Source organism: Lentisalinibacter salinarum (genome assembly GCF_040706555.1).
Lineage (GTDB): Bacteria > Pseudomonadota > Gammaproteobacteria > Steroidobacterales > Woeseiaceae > Lentisalinibacter > Lentisalinibacter salinarum.
The window spans coordinates 524,802-549,468 of the sequence record NZ_JAPDRH010000002.1; the positions used below are offsets into that span (position 1 = coordinate 524,802).

General features: G+C 67.2%; 18 protein-coding genes and 1 tRNA gene. 5 read left to right on the top strand and 14 right to left on the bottom strand.

Annotated elements, in window-relative coordinates; translation table 11 throughout:
- Positions 1–86: 86 nt before the first annotated feature.
- Positions 87–1,007: an endonuclease/exonuclease/phosphatase family protein gene (locus ACJMKZ_RS05470; RefSeq protein ID WP_405232183.1), complete on the bottom strand. Its 921-nt coding sequence runs from the start codon at positions 1,005–1,007 to the stop codon at positions 87–89.
- 17 nt (positions 1,008–1,024) lie between these two features.
- The gene (locus ACJMKZ_RS05475; RefSeq protein ID WP_405232184.1) at positions 1,025–1,381 is read right to left on the bottom strand and encodes a YqcC family protein; all 357 of its coding nucleotides are present in this window, start codon (positions 1,379–1,381) and stop codon (positions 1,025–1,027) included.
- A 124-nt stretch (positions 1,382–1,505) separates the two neighbouring features.
- Here ACJMKZ_RS05475 and ACJMKZ_RS05480 point away from each other — a divergent pair.
- Positions 1,506–1,582 (top strand) — tRNA-Ile (locus ACJMKZ_RS05480).
- Between the two features lie 173 nt (positions 1,583–1,755).
- Here the strand turns inward: ACJMKZ_RS05480 and ACJMKZ_RS05485 are convergent.
- Positions 1,756–4,230, bottom strand: coding sequence for a winged helix-turn-helix domain-containing protein (locus ACJMKZ_RS05485; protein WP_405232185.1), 2,475 nt, complete (start codon positions 4,228–4,230; stop codon positions 1,756–1,758).
- Between the two features lie 602 nt (positions 4,231–4,832).
- Between ACJMKZ_RS05485 and ACJMKZ_RS05490 the strand changes: the two genes are divergently transcribed.
- On the top strand, positions 4,833–7,199 hold the full coding sequence (locus tag ACJMKZ_RS05490) for a TonB-dependent receptor (RefSeq protein WP_405232186.1): 2,367 nt from the start codon (positions 4,833–4,835) through the stop codon (positions 7,197–7,199).
- Positions 7,200–7,304: 105 nt separating this feature from the next.
- On the opposite strand, the gene ACJMKZ_RS05495 is transcribed toward ACJMKZ_RS05490, so the two are convergent.
- The 5 genes from ACJMKZ_RS05495 to ACJMKZ_RS05515 form a co-directional block, all read right to left on the bottom strand.
- Positions 7,305–7,640 carry a hypothetical protein gene (locus ACJMKZ_RS05495; RefSeq protein ID WP_405232187.1) on the bottom strand — a complete coding sequence of 112 codons (336 nt, stop codon included), beginning with the start codon at positions 7,638–7,640 and terminating at the stop codon, positions 7,305–7,307.
- Positions 7,637–8,896: an MgtC/SapB family protein gene (locus ACJMKZ_RS05500; protein ID WP_405232188.1), complete on the bottom strand. Its 1,260-nt coding sequence runs from the start codon at positions 8,894–8,896 to the stop codon at positions 7,637–7,639. The genes ACJMKZ_RS05495 and ACJMKZ_RS05500 overlap by 4 nt, the downstream gene beginning before the upstream one ends.
- 73 nt (positions 8,897–8,969) lie before the next feature.
- On the bottom strand, positions 8,970–10,340 hold the full coding sequence (locus tag ACJMKZ_RS05505; RefSeq protein ID WP_405232189.1) for an SLC13 family permease: 1,371 nt from the start codon (positions 10,338–10,340) through the stop codon (positions 8,970–8,972).
- Between the two features lie 83 nt (positions 10,341–10,423).
- Entirely contained in the window at positions 10,424–11,029 is a 606-nt protein-coding gene (locus ACJMKZ_RS05510) for a superoxide dismutase family protein (RefSeq protein WP_405232190.1), read from the bottom strand.
- Between the two features lie 65 nt (positions 11,030–11,094).
- Complete coding sequence (locus ACJMKZ_RS05515; RefSeq protein ID WP_405227548.1) at positions 11,095–11,721, bottom strand: rhomboid family intramembrane serine protease; 627 nt, start codon at positions 11,719–11,721, stop codon at positions 11,095–11,097.
- 189 nt (positions 11,722–11,910) lie between these two features.
- Here ACJMKZ_RS05515 and uvrA point away from each other — a divergent pair, with 189 nt between their 5' ends.
- The 3 genes from uvrA (at position 11,911) to ACJMKZ_RS05530 (ending at position 20,105) form a co-directional block, all read left to right on the top strand.
- A complete protein-coding gene (uvrA, locus tag ACJMKZ_RS05520; protein ID WP_405232191.1) occupies positions 11,911–17,370 on the top strand; it encodes an excinuclease ABC subunit UvrA in 5,460 nt (1,819 codons plus the stop codon).
- Positions 17,371–17,447: 77 nt separating this feature from the next.
- A complete protein-coding gene (locus ACJMKZ_RS05525; RefSeq protein WP_405232192.1) occupies positions 17,448–18,473 on the top strand; it encodes a MerR family transcriptional regulator in 1,026 nt (341 codons plus the stop codon).
- 6 nt (positions 18,474–18,479) lie between these two features.
- Complete coding sequence (locus ACJMKZ_RS05530; RefSeq protein WP_405232193.1) at positions 18,480–20,105, top strand: hypothetical protein; 1,626 nt, start codon at positions 18,480–18,482, stop codon at positions 20,103–20,105.
- Here the strand turns inward: ACJMKZ_RS05530 and ACJMKZ_RS05535 are convergent.
- From ACJMKZ_RS05535 to ACJMKZ_RS05560, 6 genes are all read right to left on the bottom strand, one after another.
- A complete protein-coding gene (locus tag ACJMKZ_RS05535; RefSeq protein ID WP_405232194.1) occupies positions 19,994–21,169 on the bottom strand; it encodes a saccharopine dehydrogenase family protein in 1,176 nt (391 codons plus the stop codon). The genes ACJMKZ_RS05530 and ACJMKZ_RS05535 overlap by 112 nt on opposite strands.
- A complete protein-coding gene (locus ACJMKZ_RS05540; RefSeq protein WP_405232195.1) occupies positions 21,162–21,614 on the bottom strand; it encodes an MOSC domain-containing protein in 453 nt (150 codons plus the stop codon). Before ACJMKZ_RS05540 ends, ACJMKZ_RS05535 begins: the two co-directional genes overlap by 8 nt.
- A gap of 260 nt (positions 21,615–21,874) precedes the next feature.
- Entirely contained in the window at positions 21,875–23,014 is a 1,140-nt protein-coding gene (locus ACJMKZ_RS05545; protein ID WP_405232196.1) for a DUF3570 domain-containing protein, read from the bottom strand.
- A 10-nt stretch (positions 23,015–23,024) separates the two neighbouring features.
- Complete coding sequence (locus ACJMKZ_RS05550; protein ID WP_405232197.1) at positions 23,025–23,258, bottom strand: DUF4266 domain-containing protein; 234 nt, start codon at positions 23,256–23,258, stop codon at positions 23,025–23,027.
- A 22-nt stretch (positions 23,259–23,280) separates the two neighbouring features.
- Positions 23,281–23,952, bottom strand: coding sequence for an outer membrane beta-barrel domain-containing protein (locus ACJMKZ_RS05555; RefSeq protein WP_405232198.1), 672 nt, complete (start codon positions 23,950–23,952; stop codon positions 23,281–23,283).
- Positions 23,922–24,665 (bottom strand): SH3 domain-containing protein, encoded by a 744-nt coding sequence (locus tag ACJMKZ_RS05560; RefSeq protein ID WP_405232199.1) that lies wholly within the window; start codon positions 24,663–24,665, stop codon positions 23,922–23,924. The genes ACJMKZ_RS05555 and ACJMKZ_RS05560 overlap by 31 nt, the downstream gene beginning before the upstream one ends.
- Positions 24,666–24,667: the final 2 nt, after the last annotated feature.

The window sequence follows — 24,667 nt, forward strand, 5'->3', positions numbered from 1 at the left end:
GGCCGATGCGGAGAACGGAGGGCGGCATCCCGCGGGGTGCCGCCCTTTTTCGTGGGCGGCCGCGGCGTGCCGCTACGGGGAAGCCGTTACCAGCGAAACTCCGCCACCAGCGGGTAGTGATCGGAGCCCACATCGGGCCCGCTCTGTACCCGCACCGGCACGAGCCCGCCGCGGTAGACACAGTGATCGATGGGGATCCAGACCGGCAGCCAGCCGGCCGGGAAAGTGGCAGGGTAACCCTGCCCTGCCGCCGCATTCGCCACGCCCGCGCGCGCCGTGAAGGCGCGGAAGCTGGCCGAGAACGGCGTGTCGTTGAAGTCGCCGCAGACCAGCGTGGCTCCGCGGGAGTCCCGGACCAGGTCTGCCACGGCGGCGAGTTGGACGTTGCGCTCGGCCGTGTAGCCCGCCGAGATCGGCGAGCGGGGATGGATACCCAGCACCCGCAGCCGGCGGCCGCCCGTATCCAGCACCGCATCCAGCGCGAGGCTGTCGACACCGGCGGGGCGGATCACCCGGCCCGAGGCGATCGGATGGCGGCTCAGCAGGGCGATGCCCCAGGCGCCCTCCCGCGCCGCCTCCAGGCGATGAGGATAGACGTCGGTCAGCGACGCGAGGCGCCGCGCGGCGGCCGGCGTGTACTCGGGCAGCACGACGACGTCGGCCTGCACTTGCCGCAGCCAGGCCTCAGCCGCGCCGAAGTCCGGATTGCGCCAGTCGAGATTGAGGACCGCGGCCGTGAGGTCGGTGGGGGAAGCCTCCGCCGTCGCGATGCGGGGCAGTTGCTCGCGGGCCTGGAAGAGGCAGACTGCGACGACCCCCGCGAACACCAGCGCCGGCACCCGCTGCCGGGCTGCCAGCGCGACAGCGAGGAGCAGCAGGCAACCGGCGACGATCTGCAGCGGGAAGTGCACCGGCAGGCCGAACACCCACCAGACGGGCTCGGCGAGGGGCAGCGCGAGCAGCGCCACGCTGCCGGCCGCCGCCGTGATCAGCACGCCTCTACTCATCTCGCCTGCTCACGCCCTCAATGCCTCGACCCGTCTCCGCCGGCCTCGCCCGCAGTGATCACCTCGTCGAAACGCCGGATCAGGGACAGCAACTGGCCCGTGTCCCGCGGATCCTCGCGCAGGCACTCCTCGGCGTAGGCGTGGATGCCGCTTTCCGACGGCATCCCGGCGCCGCCGGCGGCGAGTATGCGCTGCATCCGGGGCAGGAACAGCCACTGCAGCCACTGGTGGAATCTCAGCGTGTCGAAACAGAACGGCTGGGCGCTGCCGAGGCGGCTGAGCGCCGGGCGTTCTTCCTCCCAGAGTTCGATGCGCCTCATCTCCGTCTCGATCCCGTCGACGATTTCAGCCACTGCCTGCTGGAATCTGTCCATTTTCCAATTCTGGCATAAAGGGGACGCTGGCGACCCGGCAGCGGTTCGCAGAATCGGGCGGGACGGGCCGGCCGGGGGCCGTGATGACGAGACCCGACTTCGTGGCTATACTGGCCCGCCCGACGGGCCCTTAGCTCAGTTGGTTAGAGCAGCGGACTCATAATCCGTAGGTCCCAGGTTCAAGTCCTGGAGGGCCCACCATTTTTCAACAGGTTACGGCACACCAGAAGTCGTACCCGACGGTCGATACCTCGCTGCCGCCCTTCAGTCCCTGTTTCTCAAATCTGGCATCACTTCCTCAACAACTCTCCTTGCAGAACGACCGGTCCAAACCCGGTGGTCCTGCCTCGCGGGACCAAACGATCACCGGTCGCTCATCGGCTCCAGGGTATGGTCCCGGTTGACCCGGGCTGGCTTCGGTCCCTTTCCCGCTGCGATGCAATCACCGCATTTACCGCTTCGAGCGTCGGCAACTCGCCGCGTCTTTCCATCTCACGGACGTTCTGGAGTTGTTCCGAAAGTTTCGCCTTGACGCGGGCGACGAGTGCCTGGAATCGTGGGTAATCACGCATATTGTCAAAGGTGATGTTGGTTTCGAGAGCGAAGGGTGGACCGAGATAAGTCCAGTTGAGCCAATCCTCATCTACGAGTGTCTCCAGCACGTCCAGCGCCTCATCGAATCGTCCGAGCACAGAGAGTCCTTCTGCGTAAAACAGAGATGCCGAATAGTGTGGATACCTCTCAAACCACATCTCGATGGGCCTGAGTCGCTTCTCTGCCATTTCGCGAGCACGCTGATAATCGCCGGCCGCCTCCATGACAGTCATCATCTGGAACGGACAGAGCAAAAGGTCGTCAACGCTGTCGTCGAAACAGGCATCGGGAACGATTTCTCGGTATCTCGCAAGCGCGTTTTCGGGTCGCCCCGTCCTGGTGTCGATCATCGCGAGGGTTTGGATCCGCCAGGCAGCATCCGGGCCTTGCGCCTTTTCCAGGATATCCTTCAGTCGTCCCGATCGAATCTCGCCGGATAGGAGCCGCTGGCAGATTTCACCACGAAACTCGTAAGACGGCCTCACGTCAGGTGGCGCCAGCTGTCTGGCGTGCTCAAGGTATGCCATTGCCATCTCGGCGTCACCGAGAGCGCAGTAAAGGTTGCCGATCTCACTCAGCAAAGTGCTATTTTCCCTATCTCGGCTCGCTGCTTTCTTGAGCCACGGAATTGCCTCGTCGAGTCGCCCGTAAGCGTACGATTGGATGTCCGCCATCGCCGCGTATCCCTGCGGCGAGTCCGGCGCAATCTCGATCATCTTGCTGGCATGCGCGACGGCTTCTTCTCGGGTCGACGAATTCCTCGGATACTTCGTCTTCATTTGATGCAGGCTTAGCGACAGGGGGTCGATTTCCAAGCCGCGTTCGATGACAGACTGCCAGTGGTGGTTCTCCCAAGCTGTCAGCCATCCATTCGGTGGATCGTCATAAGCGTAAATGTACTGAAGCGAGAAGGCGTACCAGGCGTAGGCCTGGGAGAAACTCGGACTAAGCTCTATGCCCTTCTTGAACGCCGCCTGCGCCTCCCGAATCAGGTACATCACATCGGGGCCGCCACCTCGCACATGCGCTTTTCTTCGAAGGACCAAGCCCAGCGTCACCCATGCTTCGCCAACCCCGTCGTCGATGCTCAGCGCCTTGCGCACCAGGGGCTCTATGTCGATTTTGTCCGCCCTGACACCTTCCTCGGCCGACGCAGGACAATGCTCGTTGACATGGCCGCCGCTGAATCCATAAAGAAGCCAGCACGCATCGGCGAGTCCCGCGTAGGCGTGAGCAAACTGCGGATCGAGTTCGATGGCATGTGCAAACCGGTCGACCGCATCGTTGAGTTCGCCCACTTTACGGTCGCGCAGCCGCTCCCGGCCCAGCAGGTAGGCCGTGTAAGCCTCGGTGTTCTCGGTGGGCGGCTGCTGCAGGCGTCGCTCGTCCGCTTCGGTAAGTGTGCTGCGCAATTGGTCCGTGACTGCCCGCGCAATCTCGCTCTGCACCTGAAACAGATTTACGGCGCTTAGGTCGCGGTCATAGCTGTCCGACCACACGTGCGTGCGGCTGCGGGTATCGATCAGCTGTGCCGTAACGCGTACCTGGTCGTCCCAGCGCCGCAGACTACCCTCCAGCACCCAGCGCGCATCGAGGCGCCTGGCGATGGTGGCTATGTCAACGTCCTTGCCTTTGAAAAAGAACGACGAAGTCCGGGAAATTACCCGCAGTCCGGTCAATCGCGAGAGCGAGTTCAGTATCTCTTCGCTTAATCCATCGGCGAAATATTCGTCGTCGGGGCCGTTGCTCATCGCGACAAATGGCAGCACCGCCAGGGAAACTGCCTCGTCGGGCTCGGCAGATTGCCTGCCGATAATGAGCGTTGCCGAAGCCGCCAGGACAAGGCCGGCCAGCGAAAGCCAGATCCAGCGCCGGAAATTGCCCGATGCCGTTTGTGGCGGGCCTTCCAACCGGCCCTGGGACTCCGGTACGTCGGTGTAAGACACCGGCAGCCTCAGCCGGTAGCCCTTTTTGGGCACTGTCTGGATCGCGTCCAGACCGTCACCGCCCTCTCCGAGGACATGCCTGAGTTCCGCGACGCAGTTGTAGAGCGTCGCGTCAGAGACAATCTTCCCCGACCACAAGTCGTGCATCAGGGCATCTGAGCGGACCACTTCGCCCTGTCGCTCCGACAGATAGGCGAGTACGCGCATTACCTGGGGCCGCAGGTGAATTCGCTGCCCCCCGCGGGAGATTCGGTCGAGGTCCGGCTCTACCGTCCAGTCCCCGACCCTGAACGGTGCGATGGCGGGCATAGCCTTAGTCTCTAACCGCCGACGACGCTCGCCCCGGCGCAGACGTCCGGGGACGTCTCTATCTCTAGGAGTATAGCCCCTGTTTGCCGACTGTGTGGAAGAAGTGAGACGGAAATTGCACCGCTGTCAGGCATTTAAATCACCTGCCCCCTATCTTGAAGCTGCGATCACCGCAGTTCGTTGCATACAGGGGGACGTGGAATGAGCACTCGATTACCCAGGCATATCCTGACCCGCCATCGCCGGCGGCAACCGGCCGGGGACACGGAAATCCGGACCTGGCGGCCGCTTCGACGTAAAGCACTCCTGACACCGGGTACCGAGCCGGCGGCGCCGACGCGCACGGAAGAATCTGACAGCGCTGGCCTCCGACGTCGGGAACGCCGCAGAAAACGCCATCGTCTCAGCGGCAGGCACCGGACCGGTCCGCGGGTGACATTTCTGAACATCGACTAGATCGAGGACGTATTGGAGGATTCGTCCGACGACATCGAGAACATTGTATCGGCCTGTCGTTCTCCCCGATGGCGGCTATGTAGATTTGCGGATAGACAATCTTCCTCCTTTGCAGTCAGAAGTGGCCTGTAGGGATCGGTTCTCGATTGAACGAGCCGATCCGGCAGCTGCGGCACCTGCTGGCGCAGAATTCAATGGATTGGAAATGCAACGTGCCGCCAGTCACGGGGGGTTGGCACATGCAGGTCCGTTGTTCCCTTTCCGTACGATTATTCGCCACGACCATCTTTCTCGCGTCCGGCGTAGTCGCCATTGCGCAGGGTTCGGAAAACGAACCCGGTCAGCGGAATCCGGAATCGGCTCCGGCAGAACAGTCGGATCAGTCAATCGACGAAATCATCGTGGTCGGTTCCAAACGCCGCGAGTTGCTGCAGGACGTCGGCCTCGCCATATCCACCATCGAGCCTGAAGAGCTCGTCACTGCGGGGCTGGTGACGCTGGAAGACGCTATCGATTACACGGCCGGCGTGCATTACAAGGGAGACGGTAACTGGGGACTGGGTACGGTATTCATGCGTGGCGTGACGCAGGAAAGTTCCACGCCGGTGGTCGCCATCTACGTCGACGACATCCCGCTGACGCCCGAGGTTCCTTACATATGGGCGCAAATCCGCTTGTTCGATGGAATGCTGGGCGACATCGAGCGGGTCGAAGTCATCAAGGGCCCGCAGGGAACGCTTTACGGTGCCGGCGCAGTTGGTGGTGTCATTCGTTACGTGACGCGTGATCCATCACTTGAAAAGGCCTCGGGCCGTGTCGCCCTCGACCTGTCAAATACTGCTCACGGTGATTGGAACGAAAGGTACAAGTTCTATGGCTCGCTTCCGATCGTCGGAGACCGGCTGGCAATTGCCGTGACCGGTATGTACGCGGACCAAGGCGGGTACCTCGATCGCATCGATCCCGTATCCGGTTCGATCGAGCGGGATATCAATCCGTTCGACCTCGGCGCGGGCAGCGTAACCGGATTGTGGCAAGTCAGCGACACCACCCGCCTGAAATTCCTCGCGTCCCGATACGAGTCAGATTTCGCGCACAGGACGCAGGGCGTCAATTACGACTATCCGTCGCTGACGCCTACCTACGGCTATTACATAACCGACGGACCGTCGACGCCCGGGACGATGACTTTCGATGCCTTTGCAGCAACGCTCAACGTCGACTTCGACCGGGCGAGCCTGACATACGTGACGGCTCTGACCGGCTCCGATGACCGCGAAATGCTTGACGTTACATCTGCGTTCGGCGGGCTGATCGACGGCGAAGTCGGCGCGCCACCGGGCACCAACACGGTACCGATCACGATTGATGCCGAAGCCGAGAAACGCACCCACGAACTCCGGCTGATCTCCGATGACAATGACACGCTCGAATGGCTTGCAGGCGTTTACTTCGCCGACGTCGACGCCGATATGCTGCAGAACAGCTTCAGCGTGCCGTCCGGCTATCATCTCTTTACTTTCGATATCCCGCAGAAATACCGGGAACTCGCGCTGTACGGCAACCTGACGTGGTTCCTACGTCCTGATCTGGACATTACGCTGGGAGCCCGGCACAGCGACTTCGAGACGAGGTTACGCAGTCGGAACGCAGGGCTGCTCGGCGCGGGCGACCCGGACGGCGAGGTCATTTTGGTCGGCAAAATCGACGATCGCGTCACGACGTGGCTGCTCGGCGCCAGATGGCGGCCGAGCAGCAACTCGTCAATCTACTTTCGATTCGCCAACGGCTACAGGCCGGCCGTTCCTCGCGTGGTTCTGCCGGGTGAAACGAACGAACAGGGATCAGATTCCCTGGCCAAGTCGGACGAGCTCTGGAGTTACGAGATCGGCGCGAAGGGCTCACGACTGGATGGAAAGCTGGAGTATGACGTCGCCCTGTGGGCCATCAACTGGAACGACTTTCAGGCAATAGTTATCGTGAATTCGCTCGCGAACATCGGCAACTCGGAATCGGGTATCTCCGCCCATGGTTTCGAGGCTGCTCTGCGATATCGACTGAGTGACGCGTTAGAGATCGACGCATCCATCGGTTATGCGGACAGCCGCCTCGACAACGATGCGCCGACACTGGGTGGACTCGAGGGTGACCGATCGCGGTATCTGCCACGTTGGACCGGATCGCTGCGCGGCAAGTACGAATTACCGAGTGAGGGCTTCAATGCCAGCGTCAGCACCGGCCTGCGCTACGTCGGCAGTTACCCTACCGCCTACAGCAGCGGCGTTCCCGGCTGCGGCTGCGCCCTGAACTTCCCGGTCGACGCCTCTATCCTGCTCGACGGAAACCTGACGCTGGCCACGGAAAGGTACGGCTTTTCGCTGTATGCCACCAACCTGCTGGACGACACCGGGCTGGCCTCGGCGAGTGCAGGGGACGTTTTCAGCAATCAGCTGGCGTCCGGCGCCAGCGTAAGGCCGAGAACGATCGGCATCTATTTGCGGACGGACTTCTGAAGCGTTGAAACATGACCAATAATAACTTCTACAGATCTGTTGGTCCTCTTCCGGCCCCAGATTCAAGTCCTGGACGGTCCACCATCTCTCCCGCGGCCGCTTCGCCTAGCGCCGCTTCCGCCCGCCCAGCGCCACCCGATCCAGCCACCAGCCGCTGCGGAAGGTGAGATAGGCGAGCATCGCCATGTCCGCGACGGTGATGGCGAGCTTGTGGGAGATGCCCTCTGCCACGTCGATCACGTGCAGCAGCAGCACGGCGATCAGCGCCTGGACCACGATGAAGCGGAACCGCTCGATGGCGTCGCCGCCCAGTGTCTCGCTGAGGAGATTGCGCCGCCTGCGATAACCGGCGACCAGATCCATGTAGAGGCTGCGCAGGAACACCGCCACGAACCCCGCGTGCAGGACCCAGAAGACGACGGGATCGCTGTCGAGATTCATGCCGGCCAGAGGAAGACGAGCGCCGTGCCGAACAGGATCGACACGCCCATCGTCGCCAGGGCGTAGGCCGCCAGCCGCCGTCCGCCCAGGACCGCCGTGGCCCCGATCTTGAACGCCAGGTTCGACAGCGTCGCGATCAGGATCGCGCGCCAGGCGGCGTCGCCGGACAGCCGGCCCTGGGAGAACAACTCCGCCGTGGACAGCGTTAGGGCGTCCACGTCCGTCAGCCCGGAGATCACGGCGACGCCGTAGATGGCGCCGTCCTGACCGAACTCCTCGCGCACGGCCGTCACCAGCAGCAGGATCACGGCGTACAGGACGCCGAACACGATGGCGGTGCGGATCTGGGCCGGGTTCTCGAGGTTCGGCGGCTGCATGTCGCTCGAGTCGATCTTCGCCAGCAGGCCGACGCAGAGCAGCGCCATGAAGGCCATCATCACGGCCAGCGGCAGCGCGGCCTGGCGCAGCAGGTCAGGGGCGACCGCCCCCAGCTCGATGCCCACGCGCACGTAGACGATGGTGGAGGCGATCAGCACCACCAGCGCGGCGGCCGGTGCGGCGGCCGGGTTGCCGGCGCACTGGCGGGCGTAGCTCACCGTGGTCGCGGTGCTCGAGATGAGGCCGCCCAGCACGCCGCCGGCCAGCGAACCGCCGCGCACACCCAGAACCCGATAGGCCAGATAGGCGGCCAGGCTGATGCCGACGATGAGAGTGACCATGAGCCACAGCGTGAAGGGGTTGAGGACGTCGTAGGGGCCGATGGTCTGGTCCGGCACCACCGGCAGGATCACGAGCGCCACCAGCACGAACTGCATCATCGCCGCGAACTCACGCTCGCCGATGGCGCCGATGAGCCCGTGCAGCTTGGTCTTCCACTGCAGCAGCACGGCGGCCACGCCGGCCAGCGCGACCGCCGGCGCCTCGATGCCGCTGGTCAGCATCGCGCCCACGCCGAACATGAGCAGGCCGGCGACCTCTGTCGTGAGGCCGAAATGGGCCGGATTGCCGCCCTCGCCCTGTGCGCGCAGAAGATTGCCGAGGATGAACAGGGCCGTGATGCCGAGCAGGCCGGCGGCGATCATCCAGCCACCGTAGTCTTCCGCCAGGAGGCCGCAGACAGCCCCCACCAGCGTGATGAGCGCAAAGGTGCGCACGCCGGCGATGCGGCGGTGTTCCTCGTCACGCTCTCGCTGGCTGCCGACGAGCAGGCCCAGACCGAGCGCGATAGCCAGGGGTTCGAAGATGCCGAAATCCATCAATCCGTCGCCTGTCTGCTCGCTTCGAGGGTAACCCAGGCTACCGGCGGCGGCGAGCCGGGACATGCCGCAGTCAGGTGAACAGCAGATAGCAGCCGCCGGTGACCACCGCGGCGCCGATCAGGTTCAGCGCAAAGCCTTCCCGCGCCATCTCTTTCACCGCCAGCTCGCCCGAGCTGAAGATGACGGCATTCGGGCCGGTGGCCACGGGCAGCATGAAGGCGAAGCTGGCACTCATGGCCGCCGGCACCATGATGAGACGGTGGTCGAAACCCGCGGTGGTGGCGGCCGCCGCCAGGATGGGCATCAGCAGCGTAGTGGTGGCCGTATTGCTGGTCACCTCGGTCAGGAAAGTCACGGTCAGGCAGGTCAGCAGGATCATCACCACCACCGGCAGTACGTCGAGGGCGGCGACCATCTCACCGAGCGAGGTGCTGAGCCCCGAGCTCACGAACGCCTTGGCGATGGTGATGCCGGCGCCGAACAGGATGAGGATGCCCCAGGGGATGCGCACGGCGGTCTCCCAGTCCAGCAGGCGCCCGCCCCGCCCGTTCGGGACGAGGAACATCGCCACCACCGCCAGCAGGGCCACGCTGGCGTCGTTCGCCGTCGGCAGGCCGAGCCACTCGCTCCAGCCGCCGAAGGGTTCGCGGCGGGTCATCCACAGCATCGCGGTGATGGCGAACACGACCAGCGTGCGCACCTCCTCGCTGCGCCAGGCCGCCACCGGCGGCATCTCGATGGCCGGGCCGTGAGCGAGTTTACGTGTCAGCCAGAGAGCAGTCAGAGGGATCATGACCGCCACCACCGGCAGCGCCCAGGTCATCCAGCCAAAGAACGTCACCTCATTGCCGGTGTTCTCCTGGTAGACCTCCATGAAGATCAGGTTCGGCGGCGTGCCGATAGGCGTGCCGACGCCGCCCACGCTGGCGGCATAGGCCACGCCGAGCAGAAGGCTCACCTTCAGGCGATGGTCCTCGACCCGCTCCAGCACCGCGAGCACGATGGGCAGCAGCATCAGCGTGGTGGCGGTGTTGGAAATCCACATGCTGAGGAAGGCGGCGGCCGCCATGAAGCCGAACACGAGATGCCGGCCGCTGCGGCCGCCGAACAGGTTCACCATGCCGAGCGCGATGCGCCGGTGGGCGCCGCTCTTCTCCATGGCGGTGGACAGGATGAAGCCGCCCAGCAGCAGCAGGATCAGGGGGTTGCCGTAAGCCTCGCCGACCTGCCCGGGCGTCAGCACGCCCACCAGCGGGAATACGGCGATGGGCACCAGCGAGGTGGCGGGGATGGGGATGGGCTCGAAGATCCACCACACCGCGCAGAGCGTCGTGACTGCAGCGGTCCAGGCCACCTCGGCGGAGGCGCCGCGCGACTGCAGCAGGAAGAAGACTGCGAGGGCGGCGAGCGGCCCGGCATACAGCGCGATCCGGCGCACCATGGTCGGGTCCGCGCCTCAGTCCTCGGCGGGCAGCAGGCCGGCGCAGGCGGCCGCCATGGCGGCGGCCGCTTGCGGCTTTCCGGTCACTGCAGGAGCTCGATCACTCCGCAGGCGATGCGCGCGCCGGCGGCGCCGGTGGGCTGGGTCTCGAAATCGTCGGGCTTGGCATGGACGATCACACCGCGGCCGACGATGCCGGTCTCGCCCTCGAAGGTGAGTCCCTCTCCCAGCACCCGGTCGAAGCGGGCCTGGCCGTGCTCATCGAAGGTGATATTGCCGAGGTCGCCGGCGTGGTGCTGGCCGTCGGGGTCGTCGGGCGCGCCGTGGGGTGCGCCGGCGGGGTTGAAGTGCGGCCCGGCCGAGGTGCCGTCCGGCGCGCTGCAGTCACCCACTTCGTGGATGTGGATGGCATTGGTGCCCGGCTCGCCGCCGTCCAGCACGCCGCCCATCACCATCGGCCCCTCGAAGGCCGTGAAGACCACCGCACCGCTCACCGAGGAACCGGATTTCGGTTCCATGCGGGCGATCGCCCTGAGCGTGCTGCCCGTCGACTGACGGGCCTGCGGCTGCTGCGCGGCCGGCTCCGAGGCCGACTTCTGTTCCATCGGCGGCGGAGACTCGCCGCCGCAGGCCGCCAGCAGGACGGCACAGGCCGCTGCCGCCATCAGATTCTTCCGATACTCTCCCATGATCGCTCCCCTGTCGGTTTACGTATTGATTCCGTCAACAAATTCCGGCCGGCAACGCCGCCGCCTCAGCGCGCCCGGCGCCAGTATTGTATCAGCAGGAAGCCGAACAGCATGCCGCCCAGATGGGCGAAGTGGGCCACGCCGGGCTGCATGCCGGTGACGCCGTACATCAGCTCCAGCACGCCGAACAGGATCACCAGGTACTTCGCCTTCATCGGTATCGGCGGTATCAGCAGCAGTATCTGCCGGTTCGGGAACATCAGGCCGTAGGCCAGCAGGATGCCGAAGACGCCGCCGGAGGCCCCGATGGTGGGATAGATCTCGGGCTGGAAGCTCGCCACCACCAGCTGCACGATGCCCGCACCCACGACGCAGACCAGATAGTAGATCGCGAAATAGCGCGGCCCCCAGAAACGCTCGATGTCGCGGCCGAACATCCACAGCGTGAACATGTTGAACAGCAGGTGGGTCAGGTCGCCGTGCAGGAATCCGTAGGTGACGAACTGCCAGGGCGCGAAATACTCGGAGCCGGCCGGCCACAGCGCCAGCGACCCGAGCAGGGTCACGAACATCTCCCGGGAGGCGTTCTGGGCGGCGAAGGCCAGGCCGTTCGCTACCAGCAGCGTGAAGATGACCGTGGGGATGAGACTGTTGTTGCCGGGGGGTTGCGGCCGGATCCTGTAGGCACCCATGCCGACGTTATACAGGAAAGCCGGGGCCGGGGTCAGGAGCGCCCAGGCAGGGCCCGGCGGAGACGAGCGCGCCTCGGTCTGTCGCGCTCCTGTCCAACCGCGGTTGCGGTAACATCTCATTCAGTCCGGCGGGCCGCCATCGTGTTCGCGACCCGCCCGTCCCCCACACCCACCCGGAACCCGGAGCTTATGGCTGCCGACAGCATCGTCATCCGCGGCGCACGACAGAACAACCTGCGCGACCTGGACCTGGAGATCCCGCTGAACGAGCTCGTCGTCGTCACCGGCGTGAGCGGGTCCGGCAAGTCGTCGCTGGCCTTCGACACGGTCTATGCGGAGGGTCAGCGCCGCTACGTGGAGACCTTCTCGCCCTACGCCCGGCAGTTCCTGGACCGCATGGACAAGCCGGCCGCGGAGCGCATCGAGGGCATCCCGCCGGCGATCGCCATCGACCAGACCAACCCGGTGCGCACCTCGCGCTCCACGGTGGGCACGATGACGGAGCTGAACGACCATCTGAAGCTGCTCTACGCCCGCGCCGCCACGCTGTATTGCAGCGGCTGCGGCCGGCCGGTGCGCCGGGACCATCCGGAATCGGTCTGGGCGGAGCTGGGCGAGGCGTGGTCCGGGCACCGGGCGGTCATCACGTTTCCGGTGGAGCGTCCGGAGAACTTCAGCGAGGCGGAGATCCGCAGCTACCTGGAGGCGCAGGGCTATCTGCGCGTGCAGGAGGCCGAGGGGCGCACCCTCTACGTGGTCGCGGACCGCCTCCGCGTGACGGACGACAACCGCAGCCGCTTCATCGAAAGCGTCGAGGCGGCAATGCGCCGGGGCGACGGGCATGTGCGCGTCTACGACCACGACGACGCTGGCGTGCAACGCCGCTTCTCCGACCGGCTCCACTGCGCCGACTGCGACCTCGACTACCGCGATCCCCTGCCGAGCCTGTTCTCCTTCAACTCCCCGGTCGGCGCGTGCGAGACCTGCCGCGGATTCGGCCGCACCATGGGGATCGACCGCGACCTGGTCGTGCCCGACGCCTCGCTCACCCTCGCCGGGGGCGCCGTCAAGCCGTGGCAGAGCAAGAGCTACCGGGAATGTCAGCGAGACCTGGAGCAGCACGCGCGCCGGGCCGGCGTGCCGCTGGACGTGCCCTGGAACGAACTGACGGCGGCGGAGCGCCGCTGGGTGTTCGAGGGCGAAGGCAGCTGGGACGACGGCGTCTGGTACGGGGTGGACCGCTTCTTCGACTGGCTCGAGAGCCGCGCCTACCGGATGCACGTGCGCGTGCTGCTGTCCCGCTACCGCAGCTACGACCTCTGCAGTGCCTGCGGCGGCGCCCGGCTGAAGCCCGAGGCACTGCTCTGGCGGGTCGGCGGCGATAACAATGTGGCCGGCTCCTCCGGCACACCGGGGCTGAACGTCCACGAACTGACCTGCCTGCCCATCGAGCGTGCGGTGGCATTCTTCGCCGCGCTGGCATTGCCCGCCCCGCTGGACGAGGCCACCGACCTCCTGCTAACGGAGATCCGCACGCGCCTCGGCTACCTGCTGGAGGTGGGCCTCGGCTACCTCACCCTGGACCGCCAGTCGCGGACGCTGTCCGGCGGCGAGGTACAACGCATCAACCTCACGACGGCACTGGGCACCTCTCTGGTGAACACGCTGTTCGTGCTGGACGAGCCGTCCATCGGCCTGCATCCCCGGGACATCGACCGCATCAACGGCGTGCTGCGGCGCCTGCGCGACGCCGGCAATTCGCTGCTGGTGGTCGAGCACGACCCCCAGATCATCCGCGCCGCCGACAGGGTTCTCGACATGGGCCCCGGGCCGGGCGAACGGGGCGGCGAGGTGGTGTTCTTCGGCACGGCGAAGCAGCTCGCCCGCTCCCGGCGCTCGCTGACGGCGCAGTATCTGCGCGGCGAGCGCCTCGTGAACGCGGAGCGCGCCGCGCGCCCGGTCGGCGACGATACCCCCGTCCTGCGGGTGCGCGGCGCCCGCGCCCACAATCTCAAGGGCACCGACGCCGCCTTTCCGCTGGGCCGGCTGGTGTGCGTGACCGGCGTGAGCGGTTCCGGCAAGTCCACCCTGGTGGAGGACGTGCTGTGGCGGGGGCTGCAGCGCCAGCGCGGCAAGGCGGGCGACGCACCCGGCGAGCACGACACCATCGAGGGCGGCGACGACCTCGGCGACGTGGTGATGGTGGACCAGTCCCCCATCGGCAAGACCACCCGTTCGAACCCCGCCAGCTTCGTGGGCGCCCTCGCCCCGATCCGCAAACTCTTCGCCGACGCCCCGCTGGCCGTCGAGCGCCGCTACACCGCCGGCACGTTCAGCTTCAACTCCGGCGACGGCCGCTGCCCGGAGTGCGGCGGTAACGGCTTCGAGCACGTGGAGATGCAGTTCCTCTCCGACGTCTACCTGCGCTGCCCGGCCTGCGACGGCCGCCGCTATCGCTCGGAGGTGCTGGAGGTGCGCATCGGCGGCGATGCCGGCGAGCGCTCCCGCTCCATCGCCGACGTCCTCGAGATGACCGTGGCCGAGGCGATCGCCTTCTTCGCCGGCGAGCCCGCCGTGCTGCGCGGGCTGGAGCCGCTGGCCGCCGTCGGCCTGGACTATCTCGCCCTCGGCCAGCCGGTGCCCACCCTGTCCGGCGGCGAGTCCCAGCGGCTGAAGCTGGCCGCGCACCTGGCCGAGGCCCGGGGCCGGCGCTCGCCCGGCGAGCGCAAGCTGTTCCTGTTCGACGAGCCGACAACCGGGCTGCACTTCCAGGACATTGCCACTCTGCTGGATGCCCTGCAGGAACTCATCGCCGACGGCCACTCGGTGATCGTGATCGAGCACAACCTGGACGTGATCGACGCCGCCGACTGGATCGTCGACCTCGGACCCGAGGGGGGCGAGGGCGGCGGCGAGGTCGTGTTCGAGGGCACGCCGGACGCGCTCGCAAAGCGCCGCGGCAACCACACGGGCAAGGCGCTCGCCGCCTATCGCCGGGAACGGGGCAGCCCGGCCGCGGCGACCGCGAAGAGCGCGCGGCGCGAGAAGCCGGGACGCGGCGACCACGACATCCGTATCCATCATGCCCGGGAACACAACCTGCGCAATGTGGATATCCGCATCCCGCGGGACCGCTTCACCGTCATCACCGGCGTCTCCGGCAGCGGCAAGAGCACGGTGGCCTTCGACATCCTGTTCAACGAGGGCCAGCGCCGCTATCTCGAATCGCTGAACGCCTATGCGCGCCAGTTCGTGCAGCCGGCCAGCCGCCCGGACGTGGACGCGGTATTCGGCATACCGCCCACCGTGGCCATCGAACAGCGCACCAGCCGCGGCGGGCGGAAGAGCACCGTGGCCACGATGACCGAGGTCTACCACTTCCTGCGCCTGCTGTTCGTGAAGCTGGGCACCCAGTACTGCCCGGACTGCGACGTGGCCATCGAGCCCCAGAGCGAGGAACAGATGCTGGGCCGCCTGCTCCAGACGCGCCGCGGTGAGCGCATCGCCCTGCTGGCCCCGCTGGTGGTCGGTCGCAAGGGCTACTACACGGATCTCGCGAAGTGGGCGGCGAAAAAGGGCTACGACAGCCTGCGGGTCGACGGCGACTATCTGCCCACCGGGCAATGGCCCCGGCTGGACCGCTTCCGCGAACACGACATCGACCTGCCGGTGGGCGAGATCCGGGTGGCCCCGGGCGCGCGCGGCGAGCTGGCCGGCCTCCTCGGGCGCGCCCTCGACCTCGGCGGCGGCGTGGTCCGGGTGGTGGCGGACGACGGCGAGACCCTGCTGTCGGCGCGCCGGGCCTGCCCCTCCTGCAACCGCAGCTTCGACGAGCCAGACCCGCGGCTGTTCTCGTACAATTCGGCCCGGGGCTGGTGCGAGGGCTGCGCGGGGACGGGCCTGGCCGCGGCGGCCGAAGACGAGGACGACGGCGCCGGCAGCGACCGGGAGCCCTGCCCCGCCTGCGCCGGCGCGCGGCTGAACCCGGTGGCACTGAATGTTCGCTTCCGCGGGCGCAGCATCGCGGACTATGCCGCGCTGCCCGTGGAGCAGGCGGAGGCCTGGTTTCGCACCCTGGAGCTGACCGGTCGCCACGCCGAACTCGCCCGCGACGTGCTGGCGGAACTCTGTGCCCGGCTCGAGTTCCTGCAGAAGGTCGGCCTCGGTTACCTCACCCTGGACCGGGCCGCCCCGACACTGTCCGGCGGCGAGGCGCAGCGCATCCGGCTCGCCTCCCAGCTCGGCTCCAACCTGCAGGGCGTGTGCTACATCCTGGACGAGCCCACCATCGGACTGCACGCCCGCGACAACCGCCGGCTGCTGGATACGCTGAAGGGACTCGAGGCACGGGGCAACACCGTCGTGGTGGTGGAGCACGACGAAGACACCATCCGTGCGGCCGAACACGTGGTGGACCTGGGGCCGGGTGCCGGCACCCACGGCGGCCGGGTGGTCGCGGAGGGATCGGTGGCGGCGATGATGCGCAGCAAGGACTCCCTGACCGGCCGCATGCTGGCTCACCCCCTCGCCCATCCCCTGATGGAGCGGCGCCGGGCAGTGAATCCGCGGCGCCGGGACGTGGCCTCCATCCGTATCGCCGGCGCGGAACTGAACAACCTGAAGGGCTTCACGGTGAACCTGCCGCTGCATGCCCTGGTGGCCGTCACCGGCGTCTCCGGCAGCGGCAAGTCCACGCTGGTGCGCGACATCCTGCACGACAACCTCCGCGCCCTGCTGGCCGCCCGGCGCTCGCGCGGCAGGAAGGCACCCGCCCCGGCGGGCTGCGCCGAGCTCACCGGCTGGGAAACGGTCGACCGGGTGCTGGAGGTGGATCAGACGCCCATCGGCAAGACGCCGCGATCGTGCCCCGCCACCTACATCGGTTTCTGGGACGAGATCCGGCAGTTGTTCGCCCGCACGCCCGAGGCGCGCATGCGCGGCTACGAGCCGTCCCGGTTCTCGTTCAACGTCAGGGGCGGGCGCTGCGAGGAATGCGAGGGCCAGGGCGTGCGGCGCATCGAGATGAACTTCCTGCCCGACGTACGCGTGGACTGCGAGGCCTGCGGCGGGCAGCGCTTCTCGCGCGAGACGCTGGCCATCCGCTACCGGGACCGCAGCATCGGCGAGGTACTGGCGATGAGCGTGGAGGAGGCGCGGGAATTCTTCCATGCCCATACGCGCATCCATCACGCCCTCGACCTGCTGGTGCAGGTGGGCCTCGGCTACCTCACGCTGGGCCAGCCCAGCCCGACGCTGTCCGGCGGCGAGGCGCAGCGCATCAAGCTGGTCACCGAGCTGGCGAAGGCGGGTCCGGACCTGCCGGACAACGAAGGCGGCGGCAAGCGGCGCAGCCGGGACCACACGCTGTATGTGCTGGACGAGCCGACCGTCGGGCTGCACATGGCGGACGTCGAGAAGCTGATCCGGGTACTGCACCGTCTGGTCGAGGCGGGCAACAGCGTCGTGATCATCGAGCACAACCTCGACATCATCGCGGAGGCGGACTGGGTCGTCGATCTCGGCCCCGAGGGCGGCGACGACGGCGGCCGGATCGTGGCCCGCGGCAAGCCGGAGGACCTGCTCAAGCGGCCGGAGCGTTCCCACACGGCCGCGGCGTTGCAGGAATTCCTGGCCGACCGGAGCCGCTGAGATTCACCGATGGCTGGACTAAGTGACGAGTTTGTGTAGAATTTCAACCGTAGACACAAAGTAGACGGGAGAGAGACATGGCACAGACAGGAGCCGGACAAGGGAATGACGGCAAGAGCAGCAACGATTACGCCATCGGCGCCGTCTCGCGGCTGACCGGCATATCCACGCACACGCTGCGCATCTGGGAGCGGCGCTACGGCGCCGTGGTCGCCGAGCGCACGGAGAGCGGTCGGCGGATCTATTCGCGGCGGGACGTGGAGAAACTCGGCCTGCTGAAGATCCTCGTGGACCGGGGCTTCTCCATCGGCCAGATCGCCAATCTCGATCTCGAGGAACTGCGCGCCCGCCGGGAAGAGGTCGTGCGCCAGGCCAACGACCTGCAGCTCGCCCGTGCCGACCAGCCCATCCGGGTGGCGGCGCTCGGCCGCTTTGCCCTGCAGGGGCTCGGCCGCAGCGGCGTACTGCCGGAACAGGTGGAACTCACCGCTCTCGAGAGTGACCCGCGGCGTTTCCGGGCGGATATCCGCCGGCTGCGCCCCGACGTGCTCCTGATCGAAGTGCCGGTCGTCGACGAGCGGACCGCCGAGCGCATCGCGGGCCTGCGCGACCTCTGCGGGGCCGGGCGCGTCCTGGTGCTGTACAACTTCGGCCGCGGCGAGGACGTGAACCGGCTCGCCGCCGCCCAGTTCGAGCTGTTCCGGGCGCCCACCACCACCCTGACGCTCGTCGAGGCGCTCCTGCGCGGCCCGCGGGTGACCAATACGGCCCCGCGGCCGGCCCGTTCGGAGCAGAAGCGTGCCGCCGGCGACGCGCCGGAGGTGCCGGTGCTCACCGAAGAGCCGCCGCCGCGGCGTTTCGACGACGGCCAGCTGGCCACCCTGGCCGGCATCCGCACGGACGTGGATTGCGAGTGCCCGCACCATCTGGCGGACCTGGTGCAGAGCCTGACGGCATTCGAGGTCTACAGTGACCAGTGCGAGTCCCGCACCAGCGAGGACGCCGCCCTGCACGCCTATCTGCATGCCATGACCGCCCGGGCACGCGCCCTCATGGAAGAGTCGCTCGCGACCCTGGCGCGCGTCGAGAAGCTGGAGTACTGAGTCGTCGTGATCCGCGCCGCCGGCATCGTGACGGCAGCACTGCTGGTGCTCGGCGGCATGGCGGTGCCGGTCGCCGCGGCGCCGGGCTTCGGCGTGCGCATCTCGCCGGTCGCCAATCTGGTCTATCACCTGGATTGCCTGAGCGGCTACCGGCGCTGCACCCGGGCCGCCTTCGACGAGCTCTGGCAGCGGCTCGACTGGAGCGCCGAGGACGAACGCCGCCTCGCCCGCTGGCGCGAGCTGCAGGAGCGTTACCGGCTGTACGCAGACTTCACCACGTCGGCGCCGGACACGCCCTATCCCTACACCTTCCCCTACCTGCAGGCGCGCGGTGTCGACATCGGCGAGAAGCTGCGCCTGGCCAGCCTGCAGGCCCGCGATCTCGCCGACTACGGCGAGCGGCTGCGCCTGCTGCTGCAGCCGCGCGATGCCCGCGCGGCCCTGGCCGTCGTCCGGCACTTCGAGCCCCGCTTCGAGGCCTGGTGGCGGGATGGTGCGGCCGGCGACCTCGAGCGACTCGCCGCCGGCTACCAGGGCACCGCGCGGCGCGCGCAGCTCGACACCCTGCTCGTCCGCGTCGGGAGACTGTTCGACCTGCGGCTGGAGGACGTGGCCGATCTCGAGGTGAACCTCGTGGCCCTGCCGGAGGGCGCGAGGGCCTCCCGGGCGACGCTGATCGAGAACCAGGCCATCGTCGAGAGCCGGCGCGGCGAGGCGCCGGCCGACCGCATCGGCGTGATCGTCCACGAATTCGTCCACTACCTCTACGCGCTCAGCCCGCGCGAACGCCACGAGGCGCTGCTGGCGGCCTTCCTGGCGAGCGAGCGGCCCTGGAGCCTGCGGGCCTACAACCTGATCAACGAGGCGGTCGCGAGCGCCATCGGCAACGGCATTGTCGAGCGGCGGCTGCAGTCGGAGGCGGAATATCGGCGTTACCACGCGCTGCCGGATTCCTTCTACGCGGATTTCTACGTCGACACGCTGGCCAAGGCCCTCGTGCCTGTGCTGGACCGCCACCTGAACGACGGCCGTCCGCTGGACGCGGGGTTCGCCGCAGACTACCTGGACACCGCCGCCCGGGCGCTGGAGGGGCGGCTGGACGACCTGGCGCTGCAGCTGGTCTCCTCCGCGGTGGTCGCCACCGACCCGGCGCTGGCCGAACTGGCCCGCCTGCCCGCTTCGGCGCTGACCACCTTCTCGCTGTTCACCCACGTCACCGCCGAACCGGGAATCCCGGCCACCGCGCTCACGCGCTATCCGGAACTCTCCGGCATCGTCCTGGTGCGCGCCGGCGACCTGGCCCGGCTGGCCGGATTCGCCGACGAGTCGGTGATCGAACTGATGGAGGGACTGTCCGCGCGTCTGGGCACGTTCGTCTACGGCCAGCCGCGCAGCAAGCAGGCCACGGTCTACTACGTTTGCGGCAGCGACGAGGCGGGCGTGGAAAAGGCGCTCGGGCATCTGCTGTCGCGCAGCGCGAGCTTCACCGGGCTGAGCCTGCCGCCCGGCACGTCGGTCCGCTACTCAGACGATTCCGGCTCGTCGGACAGTATCTCGAAGCGGATGCCGATGGCGCGCAGTCTCGCCAGTAACGCATCGCCCATCGCCTCCGCGGGTGTCAGTACCCCGTAACGCGGCGGCAGCGAGTCCGCGTCCAGGGAAAGGCACAGCGCCGCCTCGGCCAGCATGCGGGAGGTCTCCGCGTAGCCCGGTTCGCCGCCGGACGCCTCACCGATCAGGCGCCGGCCGTCGCCGCGGGCGACGAAGGTCACGCGGAAAGACCCGGTGGCACGGGTCCGTTCGTCGGGACCGGAACCCGACGGCTTGAGCCCGCCGAGCCAGCGGCGTATCGGCCCCACCTGCGCCAGCCCGGTGACCGCGGCGATGCCCGAGGACAGGGCGACCAGCTTCGGCAGCGAGCCCACCCGGATGTAATGCGCGTAGGTGAACTCACGCCCGTAGGCCGGCAGCGCCGCCGCCGAGCGGATGATGATCTGTCGGTCGATGCTGGGGAACGGCATCACCCAGCCGTTGACCAGTTTCTCGTAGTGGGCCCCGCGCCGGTCCACACTCACCCGGCGCTCGCCGCTCACGCCCTGCTCCATGCGCGCCGCGACCCGCCGGGTCTCGCCGAGATTGCCCAGGGCCTCCAGCGCGGAGTTCCAGGTGCCTCCCGAGATGCCGCCCTTCGCGGAGACGAAGCCCTCGAGCTGCACGCTGGCATCCGCGGGCAGTGCGTTGACCATCATCCAGGCGCCGAGGTCGTGGGGGATGCTGTCGAAACCGCAGCAGTTGACCACCCGCACCTGCTGCTCGCGGGCGCTGGTGCCGCAATGGCCGATCACCTGATCCACGAAGGCCGGCTCCCCGGTCAGGTCCGCATAACTCGTGCCCGCCTCGACGCAGGCCATCACCACCGCCTCGCCGTAGCGGATGTACGGGCCCACGGTGGTGGCCAGCACGCGGGTGCGCCGCGCCATCTGCAGCAGCGTGTCGTAATCGCCGACGTCCGCGCGGATCACGCCCGGGCTGCCGCCCAGTTCCGCCGCCAGCGCCTCGAGCTTGTCCGCGTCCCGACCGGCGATGGCCCAGCGGAAGTCCTCGCCGGTCTTCTGCGCCAGATAGGCCGCCGTCAGCCGGCCGGTGTATCCCGTCGCCCCGAACAGGACGACGTCGTATTGCCGGTTGTCAGCCATGAGTATCCTCCAGGCACACCGTGTCTCCCACCCCGATCTCGCCGCCGGCGAGCACCCGGCAGGTCACGCCGCCGCGCCACTCGGTCACCAGGGCCTGTTGCAGCCCCTCGCCGGCCTCCTCCATCCGCGAGCAGGGATCCAGTTCGCCGGTGATCTCGAGTATCAGGGAGCCGATCACGAGCCGTCGGCCGGCGGTCTCCGCGAGCAGGATTCCGTCGACGAAGAGGTTGGCCCGACGCGTCGTCCAGGGCAGCTCGCGCCCGAATTCCCGGCAGGCATCGTTCCAGCCCGGCGCCGTCAGCACCGTCACCTGCCGCCGGCCGGGTCGGCCCCGGAAGTCGCCGGCCACGCCGCCGGCGGTGTCGACCCGCGCGTGCTCCAGAACCTCCATGGGGGCGCGCTTGCGCTCTCGCCGCGCGATCCCGATCAGCCTGCCCTCTGTCATGGAGCAGATGGTAGCAGGTAGGAGGGCCTTCAGGCCCGATCCGGCCTCTTTTGACGTTGGCCCATCATCGGGTGGACCAGGGTCGCGGGAGCTGGCACCAGTCAGCAGGCGCTGCTGACTGGCACTTCCTTTACGCCACCGCGAGCACGGCCGTCGGGCGGGGGTATCCATCGCCGCGACCTTTTGTCGGAAGCAAGATGGATACCCCCGCCCGACGGCCAGGAAAGAAGGGAATCGGGCCTGAAGGCCCTCCTACGAAGTCAGAACCAGAACGAGACGAACAGCTGGACCACGTCGGCATCGAAGCCGTACAGGGGTTCCTCGCCGGGGGCGGCGCCGGGCACCCTGAGGTCGCGGAAGTTCTCGTAGTCGAAGCGGATGCGGTCCCAGAACAGGTTCAGGGAACCCTTCTCGACGACGCTCCAGCCGTCGCTGACGAACTCCCAGCTCACGCCGGCGCGGATGGTCGCGCTCTCGAAGGTGCTGAGTTCCTTGTCGCGCCCCATAAAGTTCTGTGCGTTCGAGCGCGGGAACAGGTCGGCGTAGAAGTCCGCCTGCTCCTGGGTGTAGTAGCGATAGCGGGTCGAGAAAGTGAGCCCGTGCTTCCAAGGATGGACGTAACCGATCTCCCCGGTGTGCGATTCCACGCCCCAGGTGTCGGAGAAATACCGGTAGCTTCCGTGCAGCGCCGCCCGCCAGGGCATGCGGTAGCGTGCGGTGATCGAGCCTGCGCCGCTGGTGCGGGTGTTCGGGTAGATCTCGGGCTCGAACTGATAACCGGCGGGCTGATCCGCCGCAAGGTAGCGCACGGACCGGTAGGGGTTGTTCAGGAAGCCCTCGTCGGTGATGGCGTCGAAGGCGAAACTCATGATCAGGCTGCGGGTGACGATCTGCGTGACCGCGAGACTGTACTGCTGGCGGTCGACCTCCCGGCGGAAGTCCGGGTCATTGGACTTGCCCACCTCGTCCCAGCCGAGGGCGTAACCGAGCGTCACGGTGGTCATCTGCCCGAACAGGTCCTGGCTCACGCTGAAGTTCAGGCTGTTGGCAGCGTAGTCGCTCTCGTCGCTGCGCGTGTAGCCCACATTCATCAGCGTGTTGCCGTACAGGTAGGTCGCGCCCAGGGAGCCCTGCTTGCGCTCCTCGGTGTAGGGGCTGGCGGTGGTCACCACGTCGATGGACGCGCTGGAGACCATGTCGAGGTAGTAGTTGGCCGACAGCGAGAAGCTCTTGCCGACCTGCTTGCGCAGCAGCACCGACGGGCCGTCGATGGTGACGCCGCCGCCCTCGTAGCGATGGTAGAGCACATCCGCCCGGTCCTCCGGCAGCACGGTGGCGAGCACCGTGCCCGGCAGCAGTGCGAGCAGGACGAGCAGACTTGCGAGGTGGCGGGCGATCATGACGCGATGCTCAGTTGCACCCGCAGCCGCCGCCGGCGCCGCCCGTGCCGCCGCGGGCCCCCTCGCGGGCATCCCAGACGTGCATCTCGTAGGCGCTGGCCACCGGATGCATGTCCAGGGCCATGATCGGATCGGCCAGGTGGTCCCGTTCGTAGGGCTTCACCCAGGGCTCGATACTGGAGCAGCCGGCGGTGGCAATGAGCACCGCGCAGGCCGCCGCCGTACGGATCAGTGTCTTTTTCATCGTCCTCACCCCGTTTCCCGGATCAGAAGAAGATCGTGAAACCGATATGCCCCTCGATGTTGTGGGCGGTCTTCTCCTCGCCGAGGATGTCGATATCGAACAGGTGGTCCCGGACGTCGGCATGCAGTGCGATCACGTCGTTCAGCAGCAGCCTGTAACCGAAACCGAAATTCACCGTGAAGCGGTCGTCGCCCGCGAACTCCGTGCTGCCGATCCCGGCGATGAGATACAGCGCCTGGGAGAAAGCCAGGTTGCGTCCGACGAAAGCTTCACCCGGTAACACGTTGTACCCGAGAGAAGCGTTGTAGTATGTGAACTCGCGCTCATCGTCGGTCAGAATCTCCGCCGCACCACTGAGCCGCTCGAAGCTGGTCTCCTCGGTGTCGGTGCGGCCGTACGCGGCCTCGACGAACAGCCCCTCGGTGATGTGATAGGCCAGGCGCACGCCGTAGACCGGGTTCACCCCGAAGTCCTCCACGCTCATGAGCCCGGTGTAGGCGCCGATCTCGAAGTTCTCGCTGTCGATCTTGGGCGGTTCCACGTCGCGGCGCTCCACCTCGGGTTCGATCACCTGCTCCGGCACCTCGGCGACCGCATCGTCCGGCTCGTCGCCGCCCATGAATGGCAGGCTGCCGCAGCCGCTCAGGGCGAAAGCGAGCCCGGTCAGAAAAAGAACCCGAATCCGACTTTCCATTCTTCGATTTCCTCATTCTCGTCGCGGCTGGTGAATACGACATAACTTTTGTATTCGGCGCGAAAAATAAAACGTCTCGTCACCCAGGCCCGTACGCCGACGCCCACGTGGGCGGTCTGATCGGTACGGTCGCTCGGCTGCACCAGGGTGGCCACCGGTTCGATGCGCAGCACGCCGGTGCCGAGGGTGAAAAACGGGGAGACGCGCCAGTGCGGCCAGGTCTGGTGCACGATGCTCACGTTGGCCATCCAGCCGTCGGAGAAATTGCCGAGCAACTGGGTGCCCCACAGCTCCAGCGCCAGGTTCGGCGTGAACGAATAGCCCAGGTAGCCGCTGATGACGTTGGCGCCGCCGAAGTCGCCGGTGAGCCCGCCGGATTCCCAGCGCCGCACGAGATACTCCTCCCGGCCGGCCGTCTCGAACTCGGTGGGCGCGCCGGCCTCGTCCAGCGTCATCAGCATCTCTCGCTCGTGCACCCAGCCCTCGCGGCCGCGCGTATCGCGCACCTTGAACCACTCGGTGCGCCGCTTCAGCAACTCGACGGCGTCACCGCGCTCCACCACGTTGAACACGGGATAGCCCCGCCCCGGCCCGGTGTGCATCTCCAGATACGGCTCAGCCACGGTGACCTGACGGTAGCGCTCCTCTGCTTGCGCGTCCGTCGCGAGCACGCAGCAGAGGAACAGGGCGAACACTACCGCCAGGGACCGCATGG

Excerpts from the sequence above, each read along its gene's own strand:
- ACJMKZ_RS05485 (WP_405232185.1), bottom strand. The coding sequence starts at position 4,230 with ATGCCCGCCATCGCACCGTTCAGGGTCGGGGACTGGACGGTAGAGCCG.
- ACJMKZ_RS05545 (WP_405232196.1), bottom strand. The coding sequence starts at position 23,014 with ATGATCGCCCGCCACCTCGCAAGTCTGCTCGTCCTGCTCGCACTGCTG.
- ACJMKZ_RS05500 (WP_405232188.1), bottom strand. The coding sequence starts at position 8,896 with ATGGATTTCGGCATCTTCGAACCCCTGGCTATCGCGCTCGGTCTGGGC.
- ACJMKZ_RS05550 (WP_405232197.1), bottom strand. The coding sequence starts at position 23,258 with ATGAAAAAGACACTGATCCGTACGGCGGCGGCCTGCGCGGTGCTCATT.
- ACJMKZ_RS05510 (WP_405232190.1), bottom strand. The coding sequence starts at position 11,029 with ATGGGAGAGTATCGGAAGAATCTGATGGCGGCAGCGGCCTGTGCCGTC.
- ACJMKZ_RS05475 (WP_405232184.1), bottom strand. The coding sequence starts at position 1,381 with ATGGACAGATTCCAGCAGGCAGTGGCTGAAATCGTCGACGGGATCGAG.
- ACJMKZ_RS05495 (WP_405232187.1), bottom strand. The coding sequence starts at position 7,640 with ATGAATCTCGACAGCGATCCCGTCGTCTTCTGGGTCCTGCACGCGGGG.
- ACJMKZ_RS05470 (WP_405232183.1), bottom strand. The coding sequence starts at position 1,007 with ATGAGTAGAGGCGTGCTGATCACGGCGGCGGCCGGCAGCGTGGCGCTG.
- ACJMKZ_RS05560 (WP_405232199.1), bottom strand. The coding sequence starts at position 24,665 with ATGCGGTCCCTGGCGGTAGTGTTCGCCCTGTTCCTCTGCTGCGTGCTC.
- ACJMKZ_RS05535 (WP_405232194.1), bottom strand. The coding sequence starts at position 21,169 with ATGGCTGACAACCGGCAATACGACGTCGTCCTGTTCGGGGCGACGGGA.
- ACJMKZ_RS05555 (WP_405232198.1), bottom strand. The coding sequence starts at position 23,952 with ATGGAAAGTCGGATTCGGGTTCTTTTTCTGACCGGGCTCGCTTTCGCC.
- ACJMKZ_RS05525 (WP_405232192.1), top strand. The coding sequence starts at position 17,448 with ATGGCACAGACAGGAGCCGGACAAGGGAATGACGGCAAGAGCAGCAAC.
- uvrA (WP_405232191.1), top strand. The coding sequence starts at position 11,911 with ATGGCTGCCGACAGCATCGTCATCCGCGGCGCACGACAGAACAACCTG.
- ACJMKZ_RS05540 (WP_405232195.1), bottom strand. The coding sequence starts at position 21,614 with ATGACAGAGGGCAGGCTGATCGGGATCGCGCGGCGAGAGCGCAAGCGC.
- ACJMKZ_RS05505 (WP_405232189.1), bottom strand. The coding sequence starts at position 10,340 with ATGGTGCGCCGGATCGCGCTGTATGCCGGGCCGCTCGCCGCCCTCGCA.
- ACJMKZ_RS05515 (WP_405227548.1), bottom strand. The coding sequence starts at position 11,721 with ATGGGTGCCTACAGGATCCGGCCGCAACCCCCCGGCAACAACAGTCTC.